General features: G+C 43.3%; 19 protein-coding genes and 1 riboswitch. All 19 genes read right to left on the bottom strand.

What is annotated here, in order from left to right; translation table 11 throughout:
- Positions 1–2: 2 nt before the first annotated feature.
- Positions 3–1,037, bottom strand: coding sequence for a DctP family TRAP transporter solute-binding subunit (locus SporoP32a_RS08910; protein WP_085427573.1), 1,035 nt, complete (start codon positions 1,035–1,037; stop codon positions 3–5).
- Positions 1,038–1,336: 299 nt separating this feature from the next.
- Positions 1,337–2,110, bottom strand: coding sequence for a YibE/F family protein (locus SporoP32a_RS08915; RefSeq protein ID WP_085427574.1), 774 nt, complete (start codon positions 2,108–2,110; stop codon positions 1,337–1,339).
- Positions 2,107–3,240, bottom strand: a complete 1,134-nt coding sequence (locus SporoP32a_RS08920; RefSeq protein WP_085427575.1) for a YibE/F family protein — start codon at positions 3,238–3,240, stop codon at positions 2,107–2,109. Before SporoP32a_RS08920 ends, SporoP32a_RS08915 begins: the two co-directional genes overlap by 4 nt.
- 476 nt (positions 3,241–3,716) lie before the next feature.
- Positions 3,717–4,832: a CdaR family transcriptional regulator gene (locus SporoP32a_RS08925; RefSeq protein ID WP_085427576.1), complete on the bottom strand. Its 1,116-nt coding sequence runs from the start codon at positions 4,830–4,832 to the stop codon at positions 3,717–3,719.
- 75 nt (positions 4,833–4,907) lie between these two features.
- Complete coding sequence (locus SporoP32a_RS08930; RefSeq protein WP_085427577.1) at positions 4,908–6,128, bottom strand: hypothetical protein; 1,221 nt, start codon at positions 6,126–6,128, stop codon at positions 4,908–4,910.
- A gap of 171 nt (positions 6,129–6,299) precedes the next feature.
- A riboswitch (cobalamin riboswitch) is annotated at positions 6,300–6,474 on the bottom strand.
- Positions 6,475–6,641: 167 nt separating this feature from the next.
- Positions 6,642–6,812: a hypothetical protein gene (locus tag SporoP32a_RS16795; protein WP_157129955.1), complete on the bottom strand. Its 171-nt coding sequence runs from the start codon at positions 6,810–6,812 to the stop codon at positions 6,642–6,644.
- A gap of 366 nt (positions 6,813–7,178) precedes the next feature.
- Positions 7,179–8,129, bottom strand: a complete 951-nt coding sequence (mdh, locus tag SporoP32a_RS08935) for a malate dehydrogenase (protein WP_085427578.1) — start codon at positions 8,127–8,129, stop codon at positions 7,179–7,181.
- A gap of 55 nt (positions 8,130–8,184) precedes the next feature.
- Positions 8,185–8,526: a BMC domain-containing protein gene (locus SporoP32a_RS08940; protein WP_085427579.1), complete on the bottom strand. Its 342-nt coding sequence runs from the start codon at positions 8,524–8,526 to the stop codon at positions 8,185–8,187.
- Positions 8,501–8,806 carry a EutN/CcmL family microcompartment protein gene (locus tag SporoP32a_RS08945; RefSeq protein WP_085427580.1) on the bottom strand — a complete coding sequence of 102 codons (306 nt, stop codon included), beginning with the start codon at positions 8,804–8,806 and terminating at the stop codon, positions 8,501–8,503. Before SporoP32a_RS08945 ends, SporoP32a_RS08940 begins: the two co-directional genes overlap by 26 nt.
- A gap of 16 nt (positions 8,807–8,822) precedes the next feature.
- Complete coding sequence (gene pduL, locus SporoP32a_RS08950; RefSeq protein ID WP_085427581.1) at positions 8,823–9,701, bottom strand: phosphate propanoyltransferase; 879 nt, start codon at positions 9,699–9,701, stop codon at positions 8,823–8,825.
- Positions 9,702–9,734: 33 nt separating this feature from the next.
- The gene (locus tag SporoP32a_RS08955; protein ID WP_085132129.1) at positions 9,735–10,019 is read right to left on the bottom strand and encodes a BMC domain-containing protein; all 285 of its coding nucleotides are present in this window, start codon (positions 10,017–10,019) and stop codon (positions 9,735–9,737) included.
- Between the two features lie 23 nt (positions 10,020–10,042).
- Positions 10,043–11,512 (bottom strand): aldehyde dehydrogenase family protein, encoded by a 1,470-nt coding sequence (locus tag SporoP32a_RS08960; RefSeq protein ID WP_232319639.1) that lies wholly within the window; start codon positions 11,510–11,512, stop codon positions 10,043–10,045.
- A 73-nt stretch (positions 11,513–11,585) separates the two neighbouring features.
- Positions 11,586–12,230 (bottom strand): ethanolamine utilization microcompartment protein EutL, encoded by a 645-nt coding sequence (eutL, locus tag SporoP32a_RS08965; protein ID WP_085427583.1) that lies wholly within the window; start codon positions 12,228–12,230, stop codon positions 11,586–11,588.
- 16 nt (positions 12,231–12,246) lie between these two features.
- Positions 12,247–13,248, bottom strand: coding sequence for an ethanolamine ammonia-lyase subunit EutC (eutC, locus tag SporoP32a_RS08970; RefSeq protein ID WP_420542295.1), 1,002 nt, complete (start codon positions 13,246–13,248; stop codon positions 12,247–12,249).
- Positions 13,249–13,255: 7 nt separating this feature from the next.
- Positions 13,256–14,620, bottom strand: a complete 1,365-nt coding sequence (locus SporoP32a_RS08975) for an ethanolamine ammonia-lyase subunit EutB (protein WP_085427585.1) — start codon at positions 14,618–14,620, stop codon at positions 13,256–13,258.
- A gap of 14 nt (positions 14,621–14,634) precedes the next feature.
- Positions 14,635–16,080 (bottom strand): ethanolamine ammonia-lyase reactivating factor EutA, encoded by a 1,446-nt coding sequence (locus tag SporoP32a_RS08980; RefSeq protein WP_085427586.1) that lies wholly within the window; start codon positions 16,078–16,080, stop codon positions 14,635–14,637.
- A gap of 237 nt (positions 16,081–16,317) precedes the next feature.
- A complete protein-coding gene (locus SporoP32a_RS08985; protein ID WP_085427587.1) occupies positions 16,318–16,815 on the bottom strand; it encodes a EutP/PduV family microcompartment system protein in 498 nt (165 codons plus the stop codon).
- A gap of 12 nt (positions 16,816–16,827) precedes the next feature.
- A complete protein-coding gene (eutS, locus tag SporoP32a_RS08990) occupies positions 16,828–17,169 on the bottom strand; it encodes an ethanolamine utilization microcompartment protein EutS (RefSeq protein ID WP_085427588.1) in 342 nt (113 codons plus the stop codon).
- Between the two features lie 22 nt (positions 17,170–17,191).
- Positions 17,192–18,460 carry an ethanolamine utilization protein EutH gene (eutH, locus tag SporoP32a_RS08995; protein WP_085427589.1) on the bottom strand — a complete coding sequence of 423 codons (1,269 nt, stop codon included), beginning with the start codon at positions 18,458–18,460 and terminating at the stop codon, positions 17,192–17,194.
- Between the last annotated feature and the right edge of the window lie 82 nt (positions 18,461–18,542).

Here is an 18,542-nt window from a genome sequence, read left to right on the forward strand (position 1 = left end):
CCTTATTGATCTTGGAACTTGTCTAGCAAATCTTTACCCCAAATATCTTCATACTTTTCGTAAACCGGTTGTACTGCTTCTGTAAACTCAGCTAGGTCTTCATCTGTCGGTGCGTAGAATTGCATTCCCGCATCCTTCAATTCAGCGATTTGCTTCTCTTCTTTTTCACGTGCCATTTCCACTTGGAATTCTGCTGCTTCTTTACCTAACTTCTTCACAAGCTCCTGATCTTCATCACTCATGGAATCAAATAACTTCTTATTAATTCCGAGTACTAGCGGGTCATACGAATAGTTCCAAGTCGTCAAGTAATCCTGCACCTCATTTAGCTTAGACGAGTGGATTACGTCGATTGGGTTTTCTTGACCGTCGATTGTTCCTTGTTGAAGTGATGTAAAGACTTCCGAGAATGCCATTGTAGTCGGATCAGCGCCTAAAGCACGGTAAAGATCCGTGTACATTGTGATTCCTGGAATACGCACTTTCAAGCCTTTCATATCTGCTGGTGATTTAATTTCTTTTTTACTATTCGTAATCTGTCGGAAACCGTTCTCTCCGAAACCAAGTAATTCAACGTTCTTTTCATTGAGTATTTCTGCGATTGCTTCTCCTCCTGCCCCATCGAATACTTTATCTACTCCATCCTTGTCTTTAAATAGGAATGGCGCACTTGCTACACCAAACCGATCATCCAAGATTGAGTAGATAATCGTCGAGTGAAGACTTAGGTCAGTTTGTCCTTTTGTTAAAAGCTCGACACCTTTACCTTGATCACCGTTTGATAATTGCTCGTTCGGGAATACTTCAATGTTGATACGACCATCCGTTTGTTCTTTTAAGTCTTGCGCTAACTTGTCCGCCGCCTGATACCAAGTGGATGAATCATTTACTGTGACAGACATTTTCAGGTCGTATGATTTTGCTTCCGCGTCTCCGCCACTGTCCTTGGATTCTTCCTTATCCGATGAACAAGCCGCCAGCATCAGCATGGCAGATAAGCCGATTGCTCCTAGTACACTCTTTTTCTTCATTCTCATTTGTCCTTACCCCCAGTTTTTTATCAACGAACAATAGATTACATGATGTGAAAACAAAGAAAGTAAATTATCTATTCGAAACGTTTGATTAGTGACTATAATTGTAATAGTCTAATAATTTATTTCATATAGACTTTAGCACAATGTTCATACACATAAACCACTTGAATGTTGTGATAACATCCAAATTATATGTTATAGGGGTTTTATAAGAACCTGTTCTACTAATAAAGTGGAAGTTCTCTACTTTCGTGTAAATATATATAAAAAAAGAGGAGCTAACGGTAGCTCCCCTCTTCTCACATCTTTTCAATTTTTTCTCTAGTACGCACTAAATAATATGCATTCATCCAAGAAGCAATGGGAATGACTAACGCAATCCCAAGACCTGCACAAAGTATTAAAATCATTTCAGAACTGAATATTTTCGAGTTGATGATATCACCAATTGAATAGTGTAAATCCTTAAACCAAATAAGTAGCGCCAAGTATCCTCCAAAGAACGCGAAGAATAAAGTATTCGTATCCGTTCCGAGGATATCGCGCCCAATACTGACACCTGACTTGAATAACTCTCTCTTGCTGAGGGTAGGCGTATGCTTGAAAACTTCATGCACAGTTGAGGCAATGGAAATCGCAACGTCCATGATTGCACCGATCGTACTCATAATAATGACCGATGCTCCAATTTTCACGAAGTCCACTCCAATATAAAGTGACAACCCAGCAATCGCTTCCTCCCCCTCTTCGCCGAACCCTTGAATCATCAGTTTCTGTGAAACAAATACAATGAAAAATAATAAGATGCTGATTGTAATCATCGTAGAAATGAACGCTAGCACCGTTTTACTATTTACTTCATTAATATAAAAAAGGCTGATGCATCCAATTACACTACTTGCAATGAACGTAATGACAATTGGATTCGTATTCGGATCAAGCATAAAAAACATTGTGAAGAAGACTACGCCAAAGTTTAAAAATAATGAAAAGAATGATCTGACTCCACTCTTTCCACCAACCCACACCATTAAGACGAGTAAAATAATCGCGAGCCATACTAATACATTCATGCTCTCGCCCTCTTTCGCTCAATGAAGAATATTGTAATGTATAGGCCAATCGGAATCGTCAACACAATCCCGATTCCTCCAGCCAACGCACGGGCTAACTCGAGCGACAAGTTCATCGAAAGCGCAAACCCTACTGGCGAGGCATTTTTCAAATAAAGAATTAGCATCGGAATCGAACCACTGATATATGCAAAGAATAAAATACTTGTGATGGTCCCCATTATGTCCTTGCCTATATCAATGCCCGACTTCCTCAGCGCTTTCACAGATATTGTCCGATCTCTCTCATACAGCGCAAACAAAGAGGAAGACATCGTAATCGCCACATCCATAATGGCGCCCAGCGATCCAATGAATAATCCAGCCATGAATATAGTGTGATAAGGTCGCGTCAAAAACTGCATTTCTTCATAGCGCAGACCATCTCCTGCTGTGATCCAAATGACGAAGGATACAATGGAGAGTGATACTACCGTCGCAATCAACGTAGCTGCTATTGCGGCGTAGGTCTTTTCACTGCGCCCACTGACTAGCAGAAGCGAAATGGCAGTGAATAACAAAATACAAATCCCACAGACGACCAATAAACTGACGTCATAATATTTTACATAGATGTCCAAAGCGAGTGACAATATCATCACATTGATGGCAAAACTAACAATCGCAAGCAATCCTTGCTTATGGCCGACGATCAATAATACGAAGACAAAAATCCAGGCTACAATTAGTACATATTTATCGCGTTTCACGTCCGTGATACTGCCTACCAGTTCATTTCCCATCGTAGAATCGATAGAGACAAACAGTTCGTTACCTACGTTATATTGCTGATCATAGGCACCTGAAGAGGAATATTCGTTGTTCAACAATATCGTCTTGCCTTTTTCTTTACCGTTCTTGACATAGGCCTCAAGCTTCTGGGTAAAGAGCGTATCTTCGTTCCCATGCATATCGGTCACATCGGTTGTCTCGACCACTTCATTTTTCGTCACTTGGGCGATGGTACGATCGTAAAAGGAGTGGTTGTTATTGACGAGTAGGATAGAAGAAACAAAACAAATAGCCAGGATGGAGTACACAACCCATTTCGAAGCTGCTGTGTTTTTAAGTACATGTGTAATTCTTTTCAAAACGAAATCCTTCTCCTTGCCACTCGTATTAAAAAGCAAAAACTTAGGAATAGTAAGTGAGTTTGTGAGTATGATCGGATGAAAGCTCCAGCTGGCGGACGCTTTCCCATGGGCCTGCGGTGAGCCATCGGGAGTCGCCACCAACTTCCGCTTCCATCCTACGTTGATAGTGCAGGTACTTAGATCACTCACTGTAGGTAGTTTATGAGTGATTATTTTGTCTTAACTTATTTAAGTTCAAGTACAAAAGCTCAATATCGATTACAATCCTAACTTCAATGCACAACAATAAGTGTATTTCACTTACAAGTTAGGGATTGGAGTGCAGAGCGGCGACTCCCGCGGGAATAGCATGAGTCTTGAGACCCCACAGCGAAGCGAGGAGGCTCAAGCCATGCCCGCAGGAAAGCGTCCGCTCGGAACGGAAATCCCCTCCCCCAACACCCTTGCCATCCTCACCATTTGAAACTATTATTTCATTCCTTACCAGGCACTTGTCCATCCAACAAACTCAATGCCAAGTACAACAGAAACACATCATGTGTACTGGAGACGGACAATCCCGTTAACTGCTCGACCTTTTGCAAACGATAGGACAACGTATTCTTATGTATATGTAAACGCTGCGCCGTATTCTGCATCGACTGATTCTCCTCGAACCACACCGCTAGATTATTCAGCAAGTCCTCATGATCTGCAAGCGGCGCAACCGTGCGCTTCAGAAAATCTTTCTTGACCGCGTCCGGAATGCTCTGCAAAACAATCTCTAGCTTTAACTCATGCTCAAAGACAATATCACCCGACACCTTAGCAGCGCTTACCGCACGCTCTGCCTGTGCAAAGGACTTCGCTAAATCGAAGTATCGCACCGGTGCACCTATACCCGCAACGACTCGTACCTTTTTACGTCGTTTGATATGCAACAAAAGAAATTCCAACTCACTTTTTAACGTGTCCTGATTCATTTCAGGCAACAGCAACAAAATTTTATTCTGCGCCCAGCGAATCATCTTCATGGATGAATGGATATTTTGAATCGAAGCGAATATCTCCATTTCCTCAACCGAAAACTGTTCTAGCAAATCCAACACTTCAAGAACTGCTACTTGATGGTAATGCGTCACGTCGATTCCAAGTAGTGTTCCTCTTTCCACGAACCGTTCATCTTTTTTAGTACCAGTCAACCAATCAAAAACGAAAAATTCTACATCACGAACTCTTTCATCCTTTTGCTTACGCTTTAACGAATCTTGTATAAAGAGCTCTACTACCCGTAAAATTAGTTGGGCTTGGGGATGGATCACGTCAGGATTACCCGTAACACCAAGCACGGCAATCGGTTCCCCTTCAATAATGATAGGTAACACGATTCCCTCACGAACACCGTGCAGATGCCCTGCTTCTTTCTCTCCCATGCGCAGCACAGATTTTTGACGCATGCTCAATAAAGCTCCTTCATGGAACTGATTGATCCGGCCAGGTTCTGTGCTCGCTTGAATGAAGCCCCGGCGATCAGTTAAAATCACCTGTTGTTGTATCAAGTTAGATAACTCCGTTACGATTTCATGTCCTAATTTATCAAATTGAAACATCTGTCTCACCTCGGCTGAAAACTGCTAGTTACTCATATCTTACGCCACTTCAGTTTTCACTACAACAGAGGAGAGTTAGACAAGCTGAACTTCTAGAACCCCACAGCTCCACGCTTTCATGAGCAACTGGGACAATTCAGCCGTTTCGATAAGAAGGGACTTTTCCAATGTGACAGAGCCGCCTAGATCGGTATAACGTTGTTCAGCCATTACTCGATCAATCATTGAGAATTGTTGATGCTTTGTCGCTGGGTACGCGGACCGGTTCATCACGTCTGACGCTTTACGCAAAGGAATCTTTTTTCCACTTTGAAAAGCAGCCGTCTCTAGATGCGAATTTATTTCATTCGATGCTTTTTCAATATAATCCACTGCAGCTTCCGAATGTAAACCAATTCGTTGATGAGCTATTGTCGCTTCCCACCCCGCCACTTTAATTCTACAACTGTAATTCCACACATCTTCAATACCACTCAGCAAACGTATAAGTATAGTACAAACACTTGCCAAATCTGTTCTTTGTACGACTCGATCTAGTTGAATGTGAGAATCCAATGCGTCAGCCCTAGCATGTACAACTTGGCTAAAATGCAAGACAACCCCTTCACTAGCTAGCAACTGCTTCATCAAACCTATCGCAGAGACCTTTTTCTTCACTAGAGAGTGTGTTGAAACTTGATGAGGAGAACGGTCAAATAAAAGCCAAGAACCGCACGCCTTTACCTGTTCCATGAACTGATCCGGGACGAATATATGCTTCTCCTTTACTTTGCTGGATAAAAAGGCGGGTATCCTACTATCTGTTAGGTGCATCGTATGGGGTGGTACTTTGGCATGTCGTTGATGAAATGTCTTGCCAAAGAACGTCATGACATCGTCAGGCAAGGTGATATAACCTTGACTAAGAATCCAATAGGCGTCATGCACTTTCTTCAGACGAGCTATCTCTTCATTCTGCATAGCAGCCATTGCAATGAGCATAAGTCGTTCCTGTGGTAACCCAATACGCTGATCTGAGTAATCAGACGTTATAAACTCACTCATATATTGTTGAAGTTGCTCAATCGACAATAGTTGATCCCGTTCAGCTTTAATCTGCAAACCTAACCACTTAATTTCATTTGCCGAATAGCTATGGATCCATTGTCCATATAATCCATCCTGCATTAGCTTACGAACCAATTGATGAAAGCCTTGGTAAATCGGCTTGCCACGTAGTTGTTCTGCTTGATTGTATAATACATGGAGTAATGCATGTTGATGCGTTCGTTCATCTGTTTGTTGAAGATTTCTCATATCGCCGTCTCCTTTCGTAAACAACAAAAAACAATCATTCCGCCCCTTCGGCAAGATGATTGCAATAGTTGTGAATGAGGAAACAAAAATAGGCAGCTCAAACATAACCCATGAACACGCATGGATAGGAGAGACCTTTTTGCCCCCACCTCTCAACCCCCGAAGAAAGTGTAGCTTTGACGATACGTAGGCAGGTCTCCTGGCTCCACTTCATCCTTCCACCACGCCTTCCCATGTCTCCATAGTGGCTGATTTGGCAGTCGTCCGTGTATACAGTTGCGGGGACAGCTCCGGTTTACGGATTCCCTTTTACACCTCGATAGGTACCTATATATCGTGCAAACTCATGTATTTGATTACATTCATTTTATCATGGATATCGTAGAGGGTGGTAGCGTTTGTTTTGGGTATGTACGAAGACAAAATTAAACAGGGTGCCTATGCATAAAACCACTGGGATCACATCCACAATCGTTTTTTGCTAGGCACCCTGTATTGAGCTTTCTTCATTACTTACATTAGTTGTTGTTCGCATAGACAGCCGCACTCCGCCAATCCTTGGACATATGCTTCTTCCCAAGTGATTCCATGGATGAAACCATTCTCCGTGTAGTCTGTGATCAAATAGTATGTCTCATTTTGCTCTGGTAACGCTGAATTGTTTTGATAGTTATTGTTTTTCATAAAAATTACCTCCTGGATTTTGTATTTTTCATAGTATATGTCTTGTTAGGAAATAAAAGAACACTTTCTTCGCTTTTATTGATAAAAGGCTAATTGGAAGCGCTTACATTTAGAAAGCAAGAAGAAATGAATTCACATATATTCCCAGGTGCGTGTACTAAACGCATGTTTTTTAATTCAATGAATTCTGTTTATTGTATCATTTCCATAAATAAAAGTAAACTATAATTGTCATTTTTCATTAACTTTTGTTAGTTATTAAATGCATATGCATGACTTCCCACTCATTCAATGACTAAGAGAACTTCCCAACATATAAAAATATCCCCCTAAGTCCTGATTACGACTTAGAGAGATTTGTAGTGGTTAAGACAGTTGCTTTTCGCAAATCGCGATGACTGCTTTGACAGAGTCTGCTGAATGATCGAGCGCAGTTTGTTCTTCTTCTGTTAATGGAAGTTCAATTACACTCTCGATACCATTACCTCCCAAAACAGTTGGCACACCTAAATAGATGTTTTGATAGCCGTATTCGCCCTCTAAGTACGCAATGGATGGCATGATACGTTTTTTATCTTTAATTATCGCTTCAGCCATCTCCACCAAAGCTGCTGCTGGTGCATAATACGCGCTGCCATTACCTAGCAAAGAGACGATCTCGCCACCGCCTTTTCGAGTGCGTTCGACAATTGCTTCTAGTCTTTCGCTCGAGATAATTTTATCCAACGGAATGCCGCCAGCATATGAATAACGCACAAGTGGAACCATATCATCTCCGTGTCCACCTAGTACAAAGCCCGAAATATCTTCTACAGAAATATTCAATTCTTCAGAAACGAAGGTATTGAAACGCGCCGTATCAAGTACACCCGATTGTCCAATTACACGGTTTTTAGGAAAGCCTGTTGTTTTGTAACATACATACGTCATCGCATCTACCGGATTACTTAAAATCAACACAGTGCTGTCTGGCGCATAACGCTTCACTTGTTCGGAAACGGAACGCATAATCTTAGCATTCGTTGTCACTAGATCATCACGACTCATACCTGGTTTACGCGCAACGCCTGCTGTAATGATGACCATTGCAGCGCCTTCAATCTCCTCATAATTGGATGTACCCGTAATACGGGAATTGAATTGTTGCACAGGACTTGTCTGAAGAAGATCTAACGCTTTACCTTTAGTCGGATTGGAGAGGTCTGGAATATCAACCAACACGATATCGCCTAATTCCCTCTGCGCTGCCATCAATGCTACGGTTGAGCCGGTGTGGCCAGCTCCTATGACTGCTATTTTATGTCGTTTGAAAGCCATGGAAACCACTCCTTTCTATAGATTTCATTATGGAAAATATGCTAATAAGCAACCGTCAGTCTTTCTTCGGTGCCTTCTTAGCCTCTGCAGACTTCTTTATTTGCGGAATTTCTGGAGTGGGCGACACTAAGGGTTTCACCATGCCGTATACTGAATCATCGGGACGCGGTATCACATGTGCACCTAGTAACTCGCCAACACGCGCTGCTGCGTCGCGACCTGCATCGACAGCTGCCTGTACTGCTCCGACATCACCTTGAACGATGACCGTGACAATTCCACCATCGACCATCTCTTGTGATACCAATTCCACGTTAGATGCTTTCACCATAGCATCTGCTGCTTCAATCGATCCAATCAATCCTTTTGTTTCAATCATTCCGATCGCTTGACTCATGTATATCACCTCTCTTTACTTCTGTTGAATCGATAATACCGATAATGACCGCGTCGATTGGGATCGGGTTTTCTTTCGGTAAAATGAAGCGTGAGGAACCGCCACTCGTAATAAGTACCTCGTCGCCGACTCCTGCCCCGATTCGATCTGCCGCGACCATATGCGACTGTATACTATTGCCGTGTGCATCAATCGGCTGGATGATCAGCAGTTTAAGCCCTGATAGTCCATCTTCTTTGCGGGTTGCCCACACATTACCAATTACTCTACCCATTCGCATGCGTAATCACCTTTTTCTACTTTCTATTGGTTATCGTTTTACCGAGTTCCCGTGCTGTATCTCTTGCAAGTGCTGTAACAATCGTGCCTTTATTCACTAAAATCTCCCGCTCAGAAATCAAAGCGATATCTTCAGCTGACAATAGTCTTTTAGTAAATTCAAATGACTGTGGCACACTTACTGGTTCAGGCGTTATAACGGTTTCTGTTACTCCCGCAACTTGTCCTACTGTCGTATTATTTGCGTCATTCGGTTTCACTAGACGGCCAATCGACCCTTGTGTAATGAAACCACCATTGGCTTCATCCGTATCGATATGCATTTCAAGACGATAGCGTTCATTCACCCGTATCCGCACATTGCGGAATGCAATAGGACGGATTCCATCTGCTTCGACCGTCACGTACTCCCCATCTACCACGCCAAAGCGTGAAGCGTCCGTGGGAGCCATGTGGATATGTGACTGTGCGATAATCAGACCTTGGTCTATATGCACACTACCCTTTGGTCCAATTAATGTAATCGGTGCGGATCCTTCAATATTGCCGGATTCCCGAAGTGGGGGCTTGACGCCGAGCTTCATGGCATCCGTAAAGCTGACCTCAACTTGAGTCGCTTTTCGGACAGGACCTAAAATCCGCACACGTTCAATGCTACTTTTAGGTCCCGCAATCATCACCGTTTCATTGGCGGCGAATTGGCCCGGCTGCGATAGCTCGGACCGTTGTGTCAATTCATACCCTGCGCCAAACAATACTTCCACATGTTCAGGCTGTAAATGTGCGTGACGGGCGGAAACCGCAATGGGCACCGCTCGTTCCGGCAATTGAACGGGGGATTTTCCCAGTTGTCCAAGAATCTCTCCGACAATTTGCTCAATCAATTGCTGATTCATTTAGTTCACGCCTTTCTACTGTGTCAGCAGTGATTATTCGCTTTTTGGTAACATCATTTCTAATTCATTATGTGGTCTTGGAATTACGTGAACAGAAAGCAATTCGCCTACGCGTTGTGCAGAAGCCGCGCCTGCGTCTGTTGCCGCTTTTACTGCGCCTACATCGCCACGTACCATGACAGTTACAATTCCGCCGCCAACATGTACTTTACCAACTAAGTTTACACTCGCTGCTTTCACCATTGCGTCTGCTGCCTCGATTGCACCGATTAACCCTTTAGTTTCTACCATTCCTAATGCTGTACCTTCTCTGTTCATAATTGTTTCCTCCTAATAATGTTTTATTTTGTAAGTTGTTTAACGATTTCACTGACTAAACTTTGCACTAATGCCGGATCGACCTTGCTGTTTGTTGCTGCTGTAACGTTGTTCATTACACTAGATACAAGCTGATCATTTGAGCTTTCAACAGGCTCTGAATGCTTCGGCAATTGAACTTCTTTTGTACCGTATGCCATTCGCTTAATGTTTAGCAAGTGCTTAGCTGTAACATTGTCCGATGTGATATTGCCACCGAAAGTTCCGCATCCTAACGTGAGCGACGGCATCAAGCCTGTCGTTCCACCCACTGCACCAATGGAAGCCATCGTGTTGACTAAGATACGTGATACAGGCATTTCCATGGCGAATTCACGTGCAACTGCATCAATTTCCGTGTGAATCGCCAAGCTGTGCCCACGTCCTCCAAGATTCAGCAAGTCGAGGCATACTTCTTTCGAATGCTTCACACCATCGACAATATACATCGCAAAGATCGGTGATAATTTCTCCAATGAAAACGGAATGTTTTTTCCAACCTTTGTTTCCATCCCGATAATCAAGCGAGTGCCTTCCGGTAAAGAAATACCAGCCATTTTGGCAATGAACTGTGGACTCTTGCCGACCACTTTAGGATTCACTTTGCCGGGTACCGGCGAGATGACACCTTCCATGATCTTCTTCTCTTCATCGGATAAAATGTATGCGCCATTTTTCTTCAATTCACGTGTAACTAAGTCTACAACATGCTTATCAACGACAATCGCTTGCTCCGTTGCACAAATCGTACCGTAATCGAATGATTTACTGTCGACAATATATTTTACCGCTTTCTCTATCTTCGCAGAACGTTCGATATAAACGGGGACATTACCAGGACCTACACCATAAGCCGGTTTTCCAGAGCTGTATGCCGCTTTAACTAGTGCACTACCACCTGTTGCAATGATTAGATTGACGTCTTTATGGGACATCAATTGCTGTGTTGCCTCCATTGAAGCCAACGTCAAACACTGGATTAAACCTTCTGGAGCACCTGCCGCAACAGCTGCTGCATCACATACTTTTAACGCTTCATGTGTACACTCCACTGCATAAGGATGTGGACTCACAACAATGGAATTTCGTGTCTTCAATGAAATCAATGTTTTGAAGAACGCTGTTGACGTTGGATTAGTCGTTGGAATGATTGCCGCTACAACACCAAACGGGGCAGCGATTTCCACTACTTTATTCAAATGATCTTCTTTGATAACACCCACTGTTTTCAAATCTTTGATGCTTTCATAGACATCACGTGAACCCACTTCATTCTTGATCTTCTTATGGGCTGCTACTCCCATACCTGTTTCATCTACCGCTAATTGCGCTAGACGGCCGGATTGTTCAAAAGCGGCATCCGCTACAGCTTTAACTATTTTGTCAACTTGCTGTTGCGTATAGCCCATGAATTTCTCTTGTGCTTCTTTTGCAGTTTGAACAGCCAAGCGCATTTGCTGCAAAGCCAATAAATCCTTATCCACTAGTTGAACCAAATCAAAACACTCCTTTCTACATGCTTCTCTATCAATAACTTAACGGATGATCCGCCATGTTCTGTACGGCTTCACGGAACGCGTCAGCTGCTGCTTCACAAGAAGATTGACTACCCGTGAGCAGACCGCCACCGAAGTTTGTTTCGGAGGGAGGTGCATAGAGTTCACATAATGTGACATCTGCAGCTTTTAAGGCCGCATCCAAACCGATAATTGCTTCAATAGGTGGTGCAATCAAGTATGCGATTGATTGGCCAACTGGTATGTTAGCCATGTCAGCCAAGTAACTACCACAGCTAGAAATGGTATGCGCATATAACGCATGATCCGGATTTCCATTGATTGCTTCGAAATACGCTTCATGCTCTATAGTGATACGAATCGAATCAAGACCACTTTTCACTTCTTCCGGTGACGGTCCAGCAATGATTCCGATAAACTCACCAGACAGCGGTCCGGAAGAATGTGCAGCACCTGCGTAAAAACTTTTCGCGTAGACCACTTCCACGTCGCTATGCTTCGTAGCTGCATCAATTGCTGTATAACCAATGTCATCAATTGTCGTCGTCACCAACCCAAGACTGCGTTGATAGGGCTTCAGATCAAACTTCTCAGCCAGCTCAGGACTAACGTTTGGAATGACTTGCATCGACAAGATGTCCGCGTGGATTTTCATTCGTCCTCCCCCTTCCTCAACCTTCTTTTTGAACAAGCGATACACCACTCGCTTCGTATTTTAAGATTTTCTGAATGATCGTACCGAGGAATGCACCCGCTTCAACAGGTGGAATTCCCCCTTTATGGATATTGGAAATGACCATACGATCTGCTTCAATCGTACCGTGCCTTGGTTTGTAGCACATGTAAGCACTTAGTGATTCCGCAGATACTAGACCAGGACGTTCACCGATCAGCATGACTACTACATCCGGTTGCAATAACTCACCGATATCATCCATCACAGCAACTCGGCCTTTGTCAACGTAAAATGTTGTTCCCATTTCGATATTCAAGTTGTTTAACGATTGTTCCAGTGACAAGTAGACATCTTCCAGATTTTCTTCAATCGCTTTCGCACTTAGACCATTTGACGCAACGATCTGTACGACAGGGGACTTTTTACAGCGTTCTTGAATAACAGACTTCGCTTCATCTGAAAGTTTTCTACCAAGATCCGGACGTCGAATATATTCTTCTTTATCCACCACTTTGGATTGCACTTGGAATAATCCTAGCTGCTCAAGCAAGTCGTCCGGCACTTCACCGTAGACCGCATCGACTGCCGCCGCGTGATCTAGTCGAAACTGTAACCATGTCTTCGTTTTCGGACGTGAACCTGCGCGTCCAACTCCTACTCTAGCCGGAGTTTTCTTGCGATACTCTGCCCATTTATCTTCTACAGGCTCTGCTTCAGGTTCTACCTTCGGTTTCGGATTACCGTATGCCGTCGTTGGCTTTGGTTTTACCGTAGCGATATTCCGCTTTGGCTCTTCCGCTGTACTATGGAATGTCACCAATCCACTAGGTGACTTTTTCACAGTTTCTGCGTTCAAATGTCCAATAGGCTGTTGTGAAAACAACTCTACCTTTTGCTCGTCGGAATTCCGTTGTACCGTTTGATTGCCGCTTGCAGCTTCTAGCTTCTCTACGACCATTTTTGTGATTTGCTGAATCAGTTCTTCATTCAAGTTCATCCACCTCCTATCGATTGAAGAGTGTGAGATCTCCGGCACGTTTGCTTAGCATGCCATTTTCATAAATCCCCATCTTTTCAAGCCATTTTAAATATTCAGGTGCTGGCGTTTTGCCCATCGTCTGAAGAACCGTTGCCACGTCATGGTAGCTCATGGACTGGTAATTCAGCATAACGTCATCACCCATCGGTGCTGCGATGATGAAATTCACACCTGCTGCCGATAATAAGATACTTAAATCTTCAATATCATTTTGATCCGCTTTAATATGGTTCGTATAGCAAATATCTACACCCATCGGCAGTCCGTGTAGCTTGCCCATGAAGTGATCTTCAAGTCCTGCACGAATAACTTGTTTACTGTTGTACAAGTACTCAGGCCCAATAAATCCAACCACCGTGTTGACGATATATGGATCGTAATGTCGTGCAAAACCGTAGTTACGCGCTTCCATTGTCACTTGATCTACACCGTAATGTGCTTCGGCGGATAATTCCGAACCTTGTCCTGTTTCAAAGTACAACGTTTGTGGACCAGTGCCTGTACCCATTTTCAATGACAAGTCTTTCGCTTCTGCTATTAGCTCTGCTGAAATACCGAATGAACGATGAGCTTTTTCAGTTCCTGCGATACTTTGGAAAATCATGTCGGCAGGAGCACCTTGTTCAATCGCTTTCATTTGCGTTGTAACGTGTGCAAGTACACAGTTTTGCGTAGGGATTTCCCACTCATCTATGAAATCCTTCGTTGCATTCAGTACACGCTTTACGCTTTCTACAGAATCATCTACAGGATTGATCCCAATCACCGCATCACCAATACCGTAAGACAAGCCTTCTTTCAATGATGTAAGAATTCCATCGATATTGTCAGTCGGGTGGTTCGGCTGCAAACGTGAAGACAATGTACCTTTTTGGCCAATTGTAATATTGCATGTAGATAGAATTTCGATTTTATTTGCTGCGTGCACTAAGTCCAAGTTGGACATCAATTTCGTAACCGCGGCGATGACTTCAGAAGTCAATCCTCTACTGAGACGCTTTAATTCGCGGTCGCCTACTTCATTACTTAATATATATTCACGTAGTTCTGCGATACTCCAATTCTGGATTCCACCGTAAACCTTCTCGTTAATATCGTTTTCGATAATAAGTGACACTTCATCGCTTTCAATCGGAATGAGTGGATTATTGCGGATATCGCTTACTAGCAACTCACTGACAACTGTTTTCGCAGCGATTCGTTCCTGGACGGTTTCTGCCGCAATTCCTGCAAGGCGATCACCGGATTTCTCTTCATTCGCTTTCGCTAGCACTTCTTTTAAGTCGTGGAACACATATCGTTCGCCGCCTAATGTAGTGGATAAATTCACGTACGAGACCTCCTTTACGTTGTGTGGAAAGTTAAGGTTTTTACGACAACCGGTACTACACCTGAAGTGAGTGCTTTTCCGATATCGATGTAATCGCCTGTTTCCACATTGATTTGATCTATACAAATAATGCTTTGTTTCACTTGTAATGCCGCGAGTGTCTGGCCAATCACCTTGGCGTGATCTGATTGGATCACCAATATAATGGGCTGTTCAGGACGTGGCCGCTGATTCATGATTTGGACAACTGCTTTTGCAAGCTTCTGCACATCCCGAAACCCAAGATAGGGCAGATTGCATAAGTAGAGCGCGAAGTTTTGCCCTTCTTTGGCTGAGTCATATAAAGTAACCGCCTGCCTCACTGCGTCTTCAAAATGGGCTAAACCTGTTGCTAAATCTTCTTTAAAATCATATTGATGAATCGGAATATTTTTTAATGGTAATTCATGCGGTGCAACTTGAATGGTGGCTCCACTAATTTCAGTCGTCTGGGTTCCTGCACCTAATACGGTTGCACGTACAGTTTCTATCGGCTCCTGCCAAGTGAAATGCTGTAGTGAAGTGTTACGCAACAAGGCTTCCGCAAGCTGAACACCTATATCATCGTATTGTGCTTCTTGTACTTCACCGGATTCATGATGATACATGCATTCCGAAATTCCACCTGAAAAGACGATTGTATCGACTGCCGGCGACCAATTCGGTTCATGACCGAGTAGTAGTACTTGATCTTGTGCGTGAACTTCTTTTTTTAAGATTCGCCCCATTGCTTCCGCCATATACGTCGTTACAAATGTTACGGCTGAAGAATTTTGCGGATCCCCTACTTGCAATGTGTAACCTTGCTCTCGCAGTAATCGTTCGACTGGTGGTGAGATGGTACGTACTTTGCCGCCTTCAAATTCGATTAATCTACCTCCAATGTGCATCGTACATGTGCCAAGGAGCTGCTTATCCTTGAATACTGCAATATTGGCTGTTCCTCCACCAATGTCTATATTGGCGATGACCTGCCCGCTTTTTCCGGACGATTCATAGCTGCCTGAACCTTTAGCCGCAATGATGCCTTCTAGATCAGGTCCTGCAGTTGCTACGAGGAAATCGCCCGCTTCGTTAGACAACTGATGTAACATTTCACTGGCATTCCGCTTGGTAGCGGTTTCACCGGTGATAATAACAGCACCCGTTTCAATCTGCGAAGGCTGAATTCCTGCTTTGTCGTATTCAGAGCGGATAATTTGTTGGACGCCCGCTACATCGATCGTCACTGCGTCTTGCAATGGCGTCCGGAATACAGGGCTTTTATAGAGTATTTCTTTGTTTGTGATTTCTATTCTTGGCACATGCGTTGCGCCTGCCACGTTACGTAGCGAAAATCGACTGATAATCAGTTTCGTCGTGCTTGTGCCAATATCAATGCCTGCACTAATGATAGTTTCGTGCTTATTGAAATTGCTCACTCCCACACCCCTTCCTGATTATAGATTTCAACGCCTGTCGGTGCTCGACGGCGTCCTGCACTTTTGATTGCAACTAGTTTCCGACGCCAGCCCCTTGGGTCGTTTCGATCTTTTGATATAAAAAAGGCGCCTTTACAAACCCATGGATTTTCCCACGGGATGTAAAGGCACCTTTGCCGTTTTTATTCACTTGTATACAATTTACTATATCAAATTCCTTACTGACTGTAAAGAAGATTACCCGAGATAGATCAAGTGTGGATCGGCTGATGATTCTACGTATTGTTGCATTGCAGTGAGGTTGTTTAGCTTTGTTAATTCTTTCAAATGTTCGACCCCCATGCCTGTTACGGATGAAACCATGACGATGGGCCCTTGGTTCATAACGGTTTTTAGCATGTCGAGTGAACGCTCTAGGTCAGCTTCAGGTAGATCACACTTGGTAATGACACCAATCGGAAGTTTCGGGATACCCATGCTGAAACCTGGCGGGAATATAAGTTTCTCACTTGTTGCATCCTGCAAGTACAGTACATGTGTCACTTCAAGTGCAGTGGCCATGATGTTTTTATAGAACATCGGATTTTCCGAATACTCTCCCGGCGTATCAACAATCCAATCATAATAATTGAGCGTCTGCGTTTTGAAAGCTTCTACTTTTCGGCCCAATAAAGCATTTGTCAATGTAGACTTCCCCGCTCGTACCGCACCGACTAGCATCGCCTTGTTTCGCATCATCCTCACTCCTTATGATTTTGTAATTTCCGCTGGCGTATAGTTCAACTTTTCGGATAAAAACCGGTTGATCTCAAGCATTGCCATCTCCACTTCCGAGACACTGCCCACAATAACCAGACTGCCTGTAAATCGATCGAGGAATCCAATGCGGACATTAGCCGCTTTCGTTGCCAAGTCTCCTGCGATAATGACCGTTTCACTCGGTGTACATGTAAGGATACCTAAAGCACCCGCTTCCTGTATACCTAACTTCTGAAACATATCGGGATCGGGATTAGCGATCAAATGACTGAGTGTAAGCTGTTTTCCCGGAACGAATTCCTGTATAAACCTTTTCTTTTCTTCGCTCATTATACACACTCCCTATATAGTTTTATGCTTTAGCAGCAGGAGCTTCTGGTTCAACGTTTTCATTTTCGTACTCGCCCTTTTTAATAATTCCAGCTTCACGGTCTTGCTTCTCCAGCTTTAATGCCGTTGGAACAGAAAGCTTGTACGCAATAATAATTGCGATGATACCCGCACTCAATTTACCTAGTATAACCGGTAAAATAATATTTGGCTGGAAGTTCGCTGTGAACGATAAGTGATCACCCAACAAGAACGCCGCACAAACTGCGAATGCGATATTAACGACTTTGTCTTTTGGTCTCATGTAACGAACCAATGAGAACATCGCCAAGATATTCGCAACAGTCGCAAGTAAACCCGCACTTCCTTCAGGTGAAAGTCCAATTTTTTTCCCAGCAGATTCTAAAGGTTTGCCCATATACTTTCTAATCAAATAAATCATCGGGAACGCACCCGCTAGCATAATACCAATGTATCCCGCTGTTTCAAGTGCACGGAATTGGTCTATTTCATCCGCCATAATTGGATCGAAGCCCCACGCGCCAAATATCTTAGTGAAAATACCTGTAAATACTTCAACGATAGAGAACACTAACACTAATTTAATGGCAGCGTCCATCACGCGTCCAAAAATCATAAAACCGTTAATCATAATGCGAGGAACGAACTTCAGTCCGACCGCAATCAATACTACAAAAATTAATAATGGCAATAAATTGATGAAAATCTGTAAATAACTAATTGCAAATTCATAATTAGATGTAGCTGTCGTGCTAATCACATCACGCACGTCCGTGTTGAATATTACTACTAAAACAGAAGCAATAAATGCGCCAATCGGAATTGTCAAAACACCCGACATAATACCAAGCGCCATGTATTTATGATCTCGCTTATCAAGCATCGCAAGTCCCATCGGAATAGAGAAAACAATCGTTGCTCCTGACATGAAACCGACGATTAACGCCATAATCCATCCTTCATTTGTTACTTTTAGTGCTTCCGCTAACTGATAACCACCCATATCCGAAGCCAGTATAGTAGTTGCGGCAATTGCAGGATCTGCTCCGATTGAGTTGAAGATCGGTCCGATAAATTTACTGATGAACCATGTTAAGTAGGGTATAGATGCCATGATTCCTGCTGCTGGAACGAAGATATGTCCTACTGCGTGTAATCCAGACATAAATTCTTTACCTAATCCCTCTTCAGGATTCTTTATTGATGCAAATGCCCCTGCCACTGCACAGGCCATAATAATATATACAATTACTGTACCGATCATTTCCATTTAGGTTTCCTCCTATTACTATTTAATTGTAATATTGTTTCTTACGCGCCAGCCAACAAGACACCACCCTTTGATTTAATTC

It is taken from the genome of Sporosarcina ureae (genome assembly GCF_002109325.1).
Classification (GTDB): domain Bacteria; phylum Bacillota; class Bacilli; order Bacillales_A; family Planococcaceae; genus Sporosarcina; species Sporosarcina ureae_C.

Coding starts and splice junctions, on each gene's coding strand:
- SporoP32a_RS08910 (WP_085427573.1), bottom strand. CDS start 1,037: ATGAGAATGAAGAAAAAGAGTGTACTAGGAGCAATCGGCTTATCTGCC.
- SporoP32a_RS08915 (WP_085427574.1), bottom strand. CDS start 2,110: ATGAATGTATTAGTATGGCTCGCGATTATTTTACTCGTCTTAATGGTG.
- SporoP32a_RS08925 (WP_085427576.1), bottom strand. CDS start 4,832: ATGTTTCAATTTGATAAATTAGGACATGAAATCGTAACGGAGTTATCT.
- SporoP32a_RS08930 (WP_085427577.1), bottom strand. CDS start 6,128: ATGAGAAATCTTCAACAAACAGATGAACGAACGCATCAACATGCATTA.
- SporoP32a_RS16795 (WP_157129955.1), bottom strand. CDS start 6,812: ATGAAAAACAATAACTATCAAAACAATTCAGCGTTACCAGAGCAAAAT.
- mdh (WP_085427578.1), bottom strand. CDS start 8,129: ATGGCTTTCAAACGACATAAAATAGCAGTCATAGGAGCTGGCCACACC.
- SporoP32a_RS08940 (WP_085427579.1), bottom strand. CDS start 8,526: ATGAGTCAAGCGATCGGAATGATTGAAACAAAAGGATTGATTGGATCG.
- SporoP32a_RS08945 (WP_085427580.1), bottom strand. CDS start 8,806: ATGCGAATGGGTAGAGTAATTGGTAATGTGTGGGCAACCCGCAAAGAA.
- pduL (WP_085427581.1), bottom strand. CDS start 9,701: ATGAATCAGCAATTGATTGAGCAAATTGTCGGAGAGATTCTTGGACAA.
- SporoP32a_RS08955 (WP_085132129.1), bottom strand. CDS start 10,019: ATGAACAGAGAAGGTACAGCATTAGGAATGGTAGAAACTAAAGGGTTA.
- SporoP32a_RS08960 (WP_232319639.1), bottom strand. CDS start 11,512: ATGCGCTTGGCTGTTCAAACTGCAAAAGAAGCACAAGAGAAATTCATG.
- eutL (WP_085427583.1), bottom strand. CDS start 12,230: ATGAAAATCCACGCGGACATCTTGTCGATGCAAGTCATTCCAAACGTT.
- eutC (WP_420542295.1), bottom strand. CDS start 13,248: ATGAACTTGAATGAAGAACTGATTCAGCAAATCACAAAAATGGTCGTA.
- SporoP32a_RS08985 (WP_085427587.1), bottom strand. CDS start 16,815: ATGCGAAACAAGGCGATGCTAGTCGGTGCGGTACGAGCGGGGAAGTCT.
- eutS (WP_085427588.1), bottom strand. CDS start 17,169: ATGAGCGAAGAAAAGAAAAGGTTTATACAGGAATTCGTTCCGGGAAAA.
- eutH (WP_085427589.1), bottom strand. CDS start 18,460: ATGGAAATGATCGGTACAGTAATTGTATATATTATTATGGCCTGTGCA.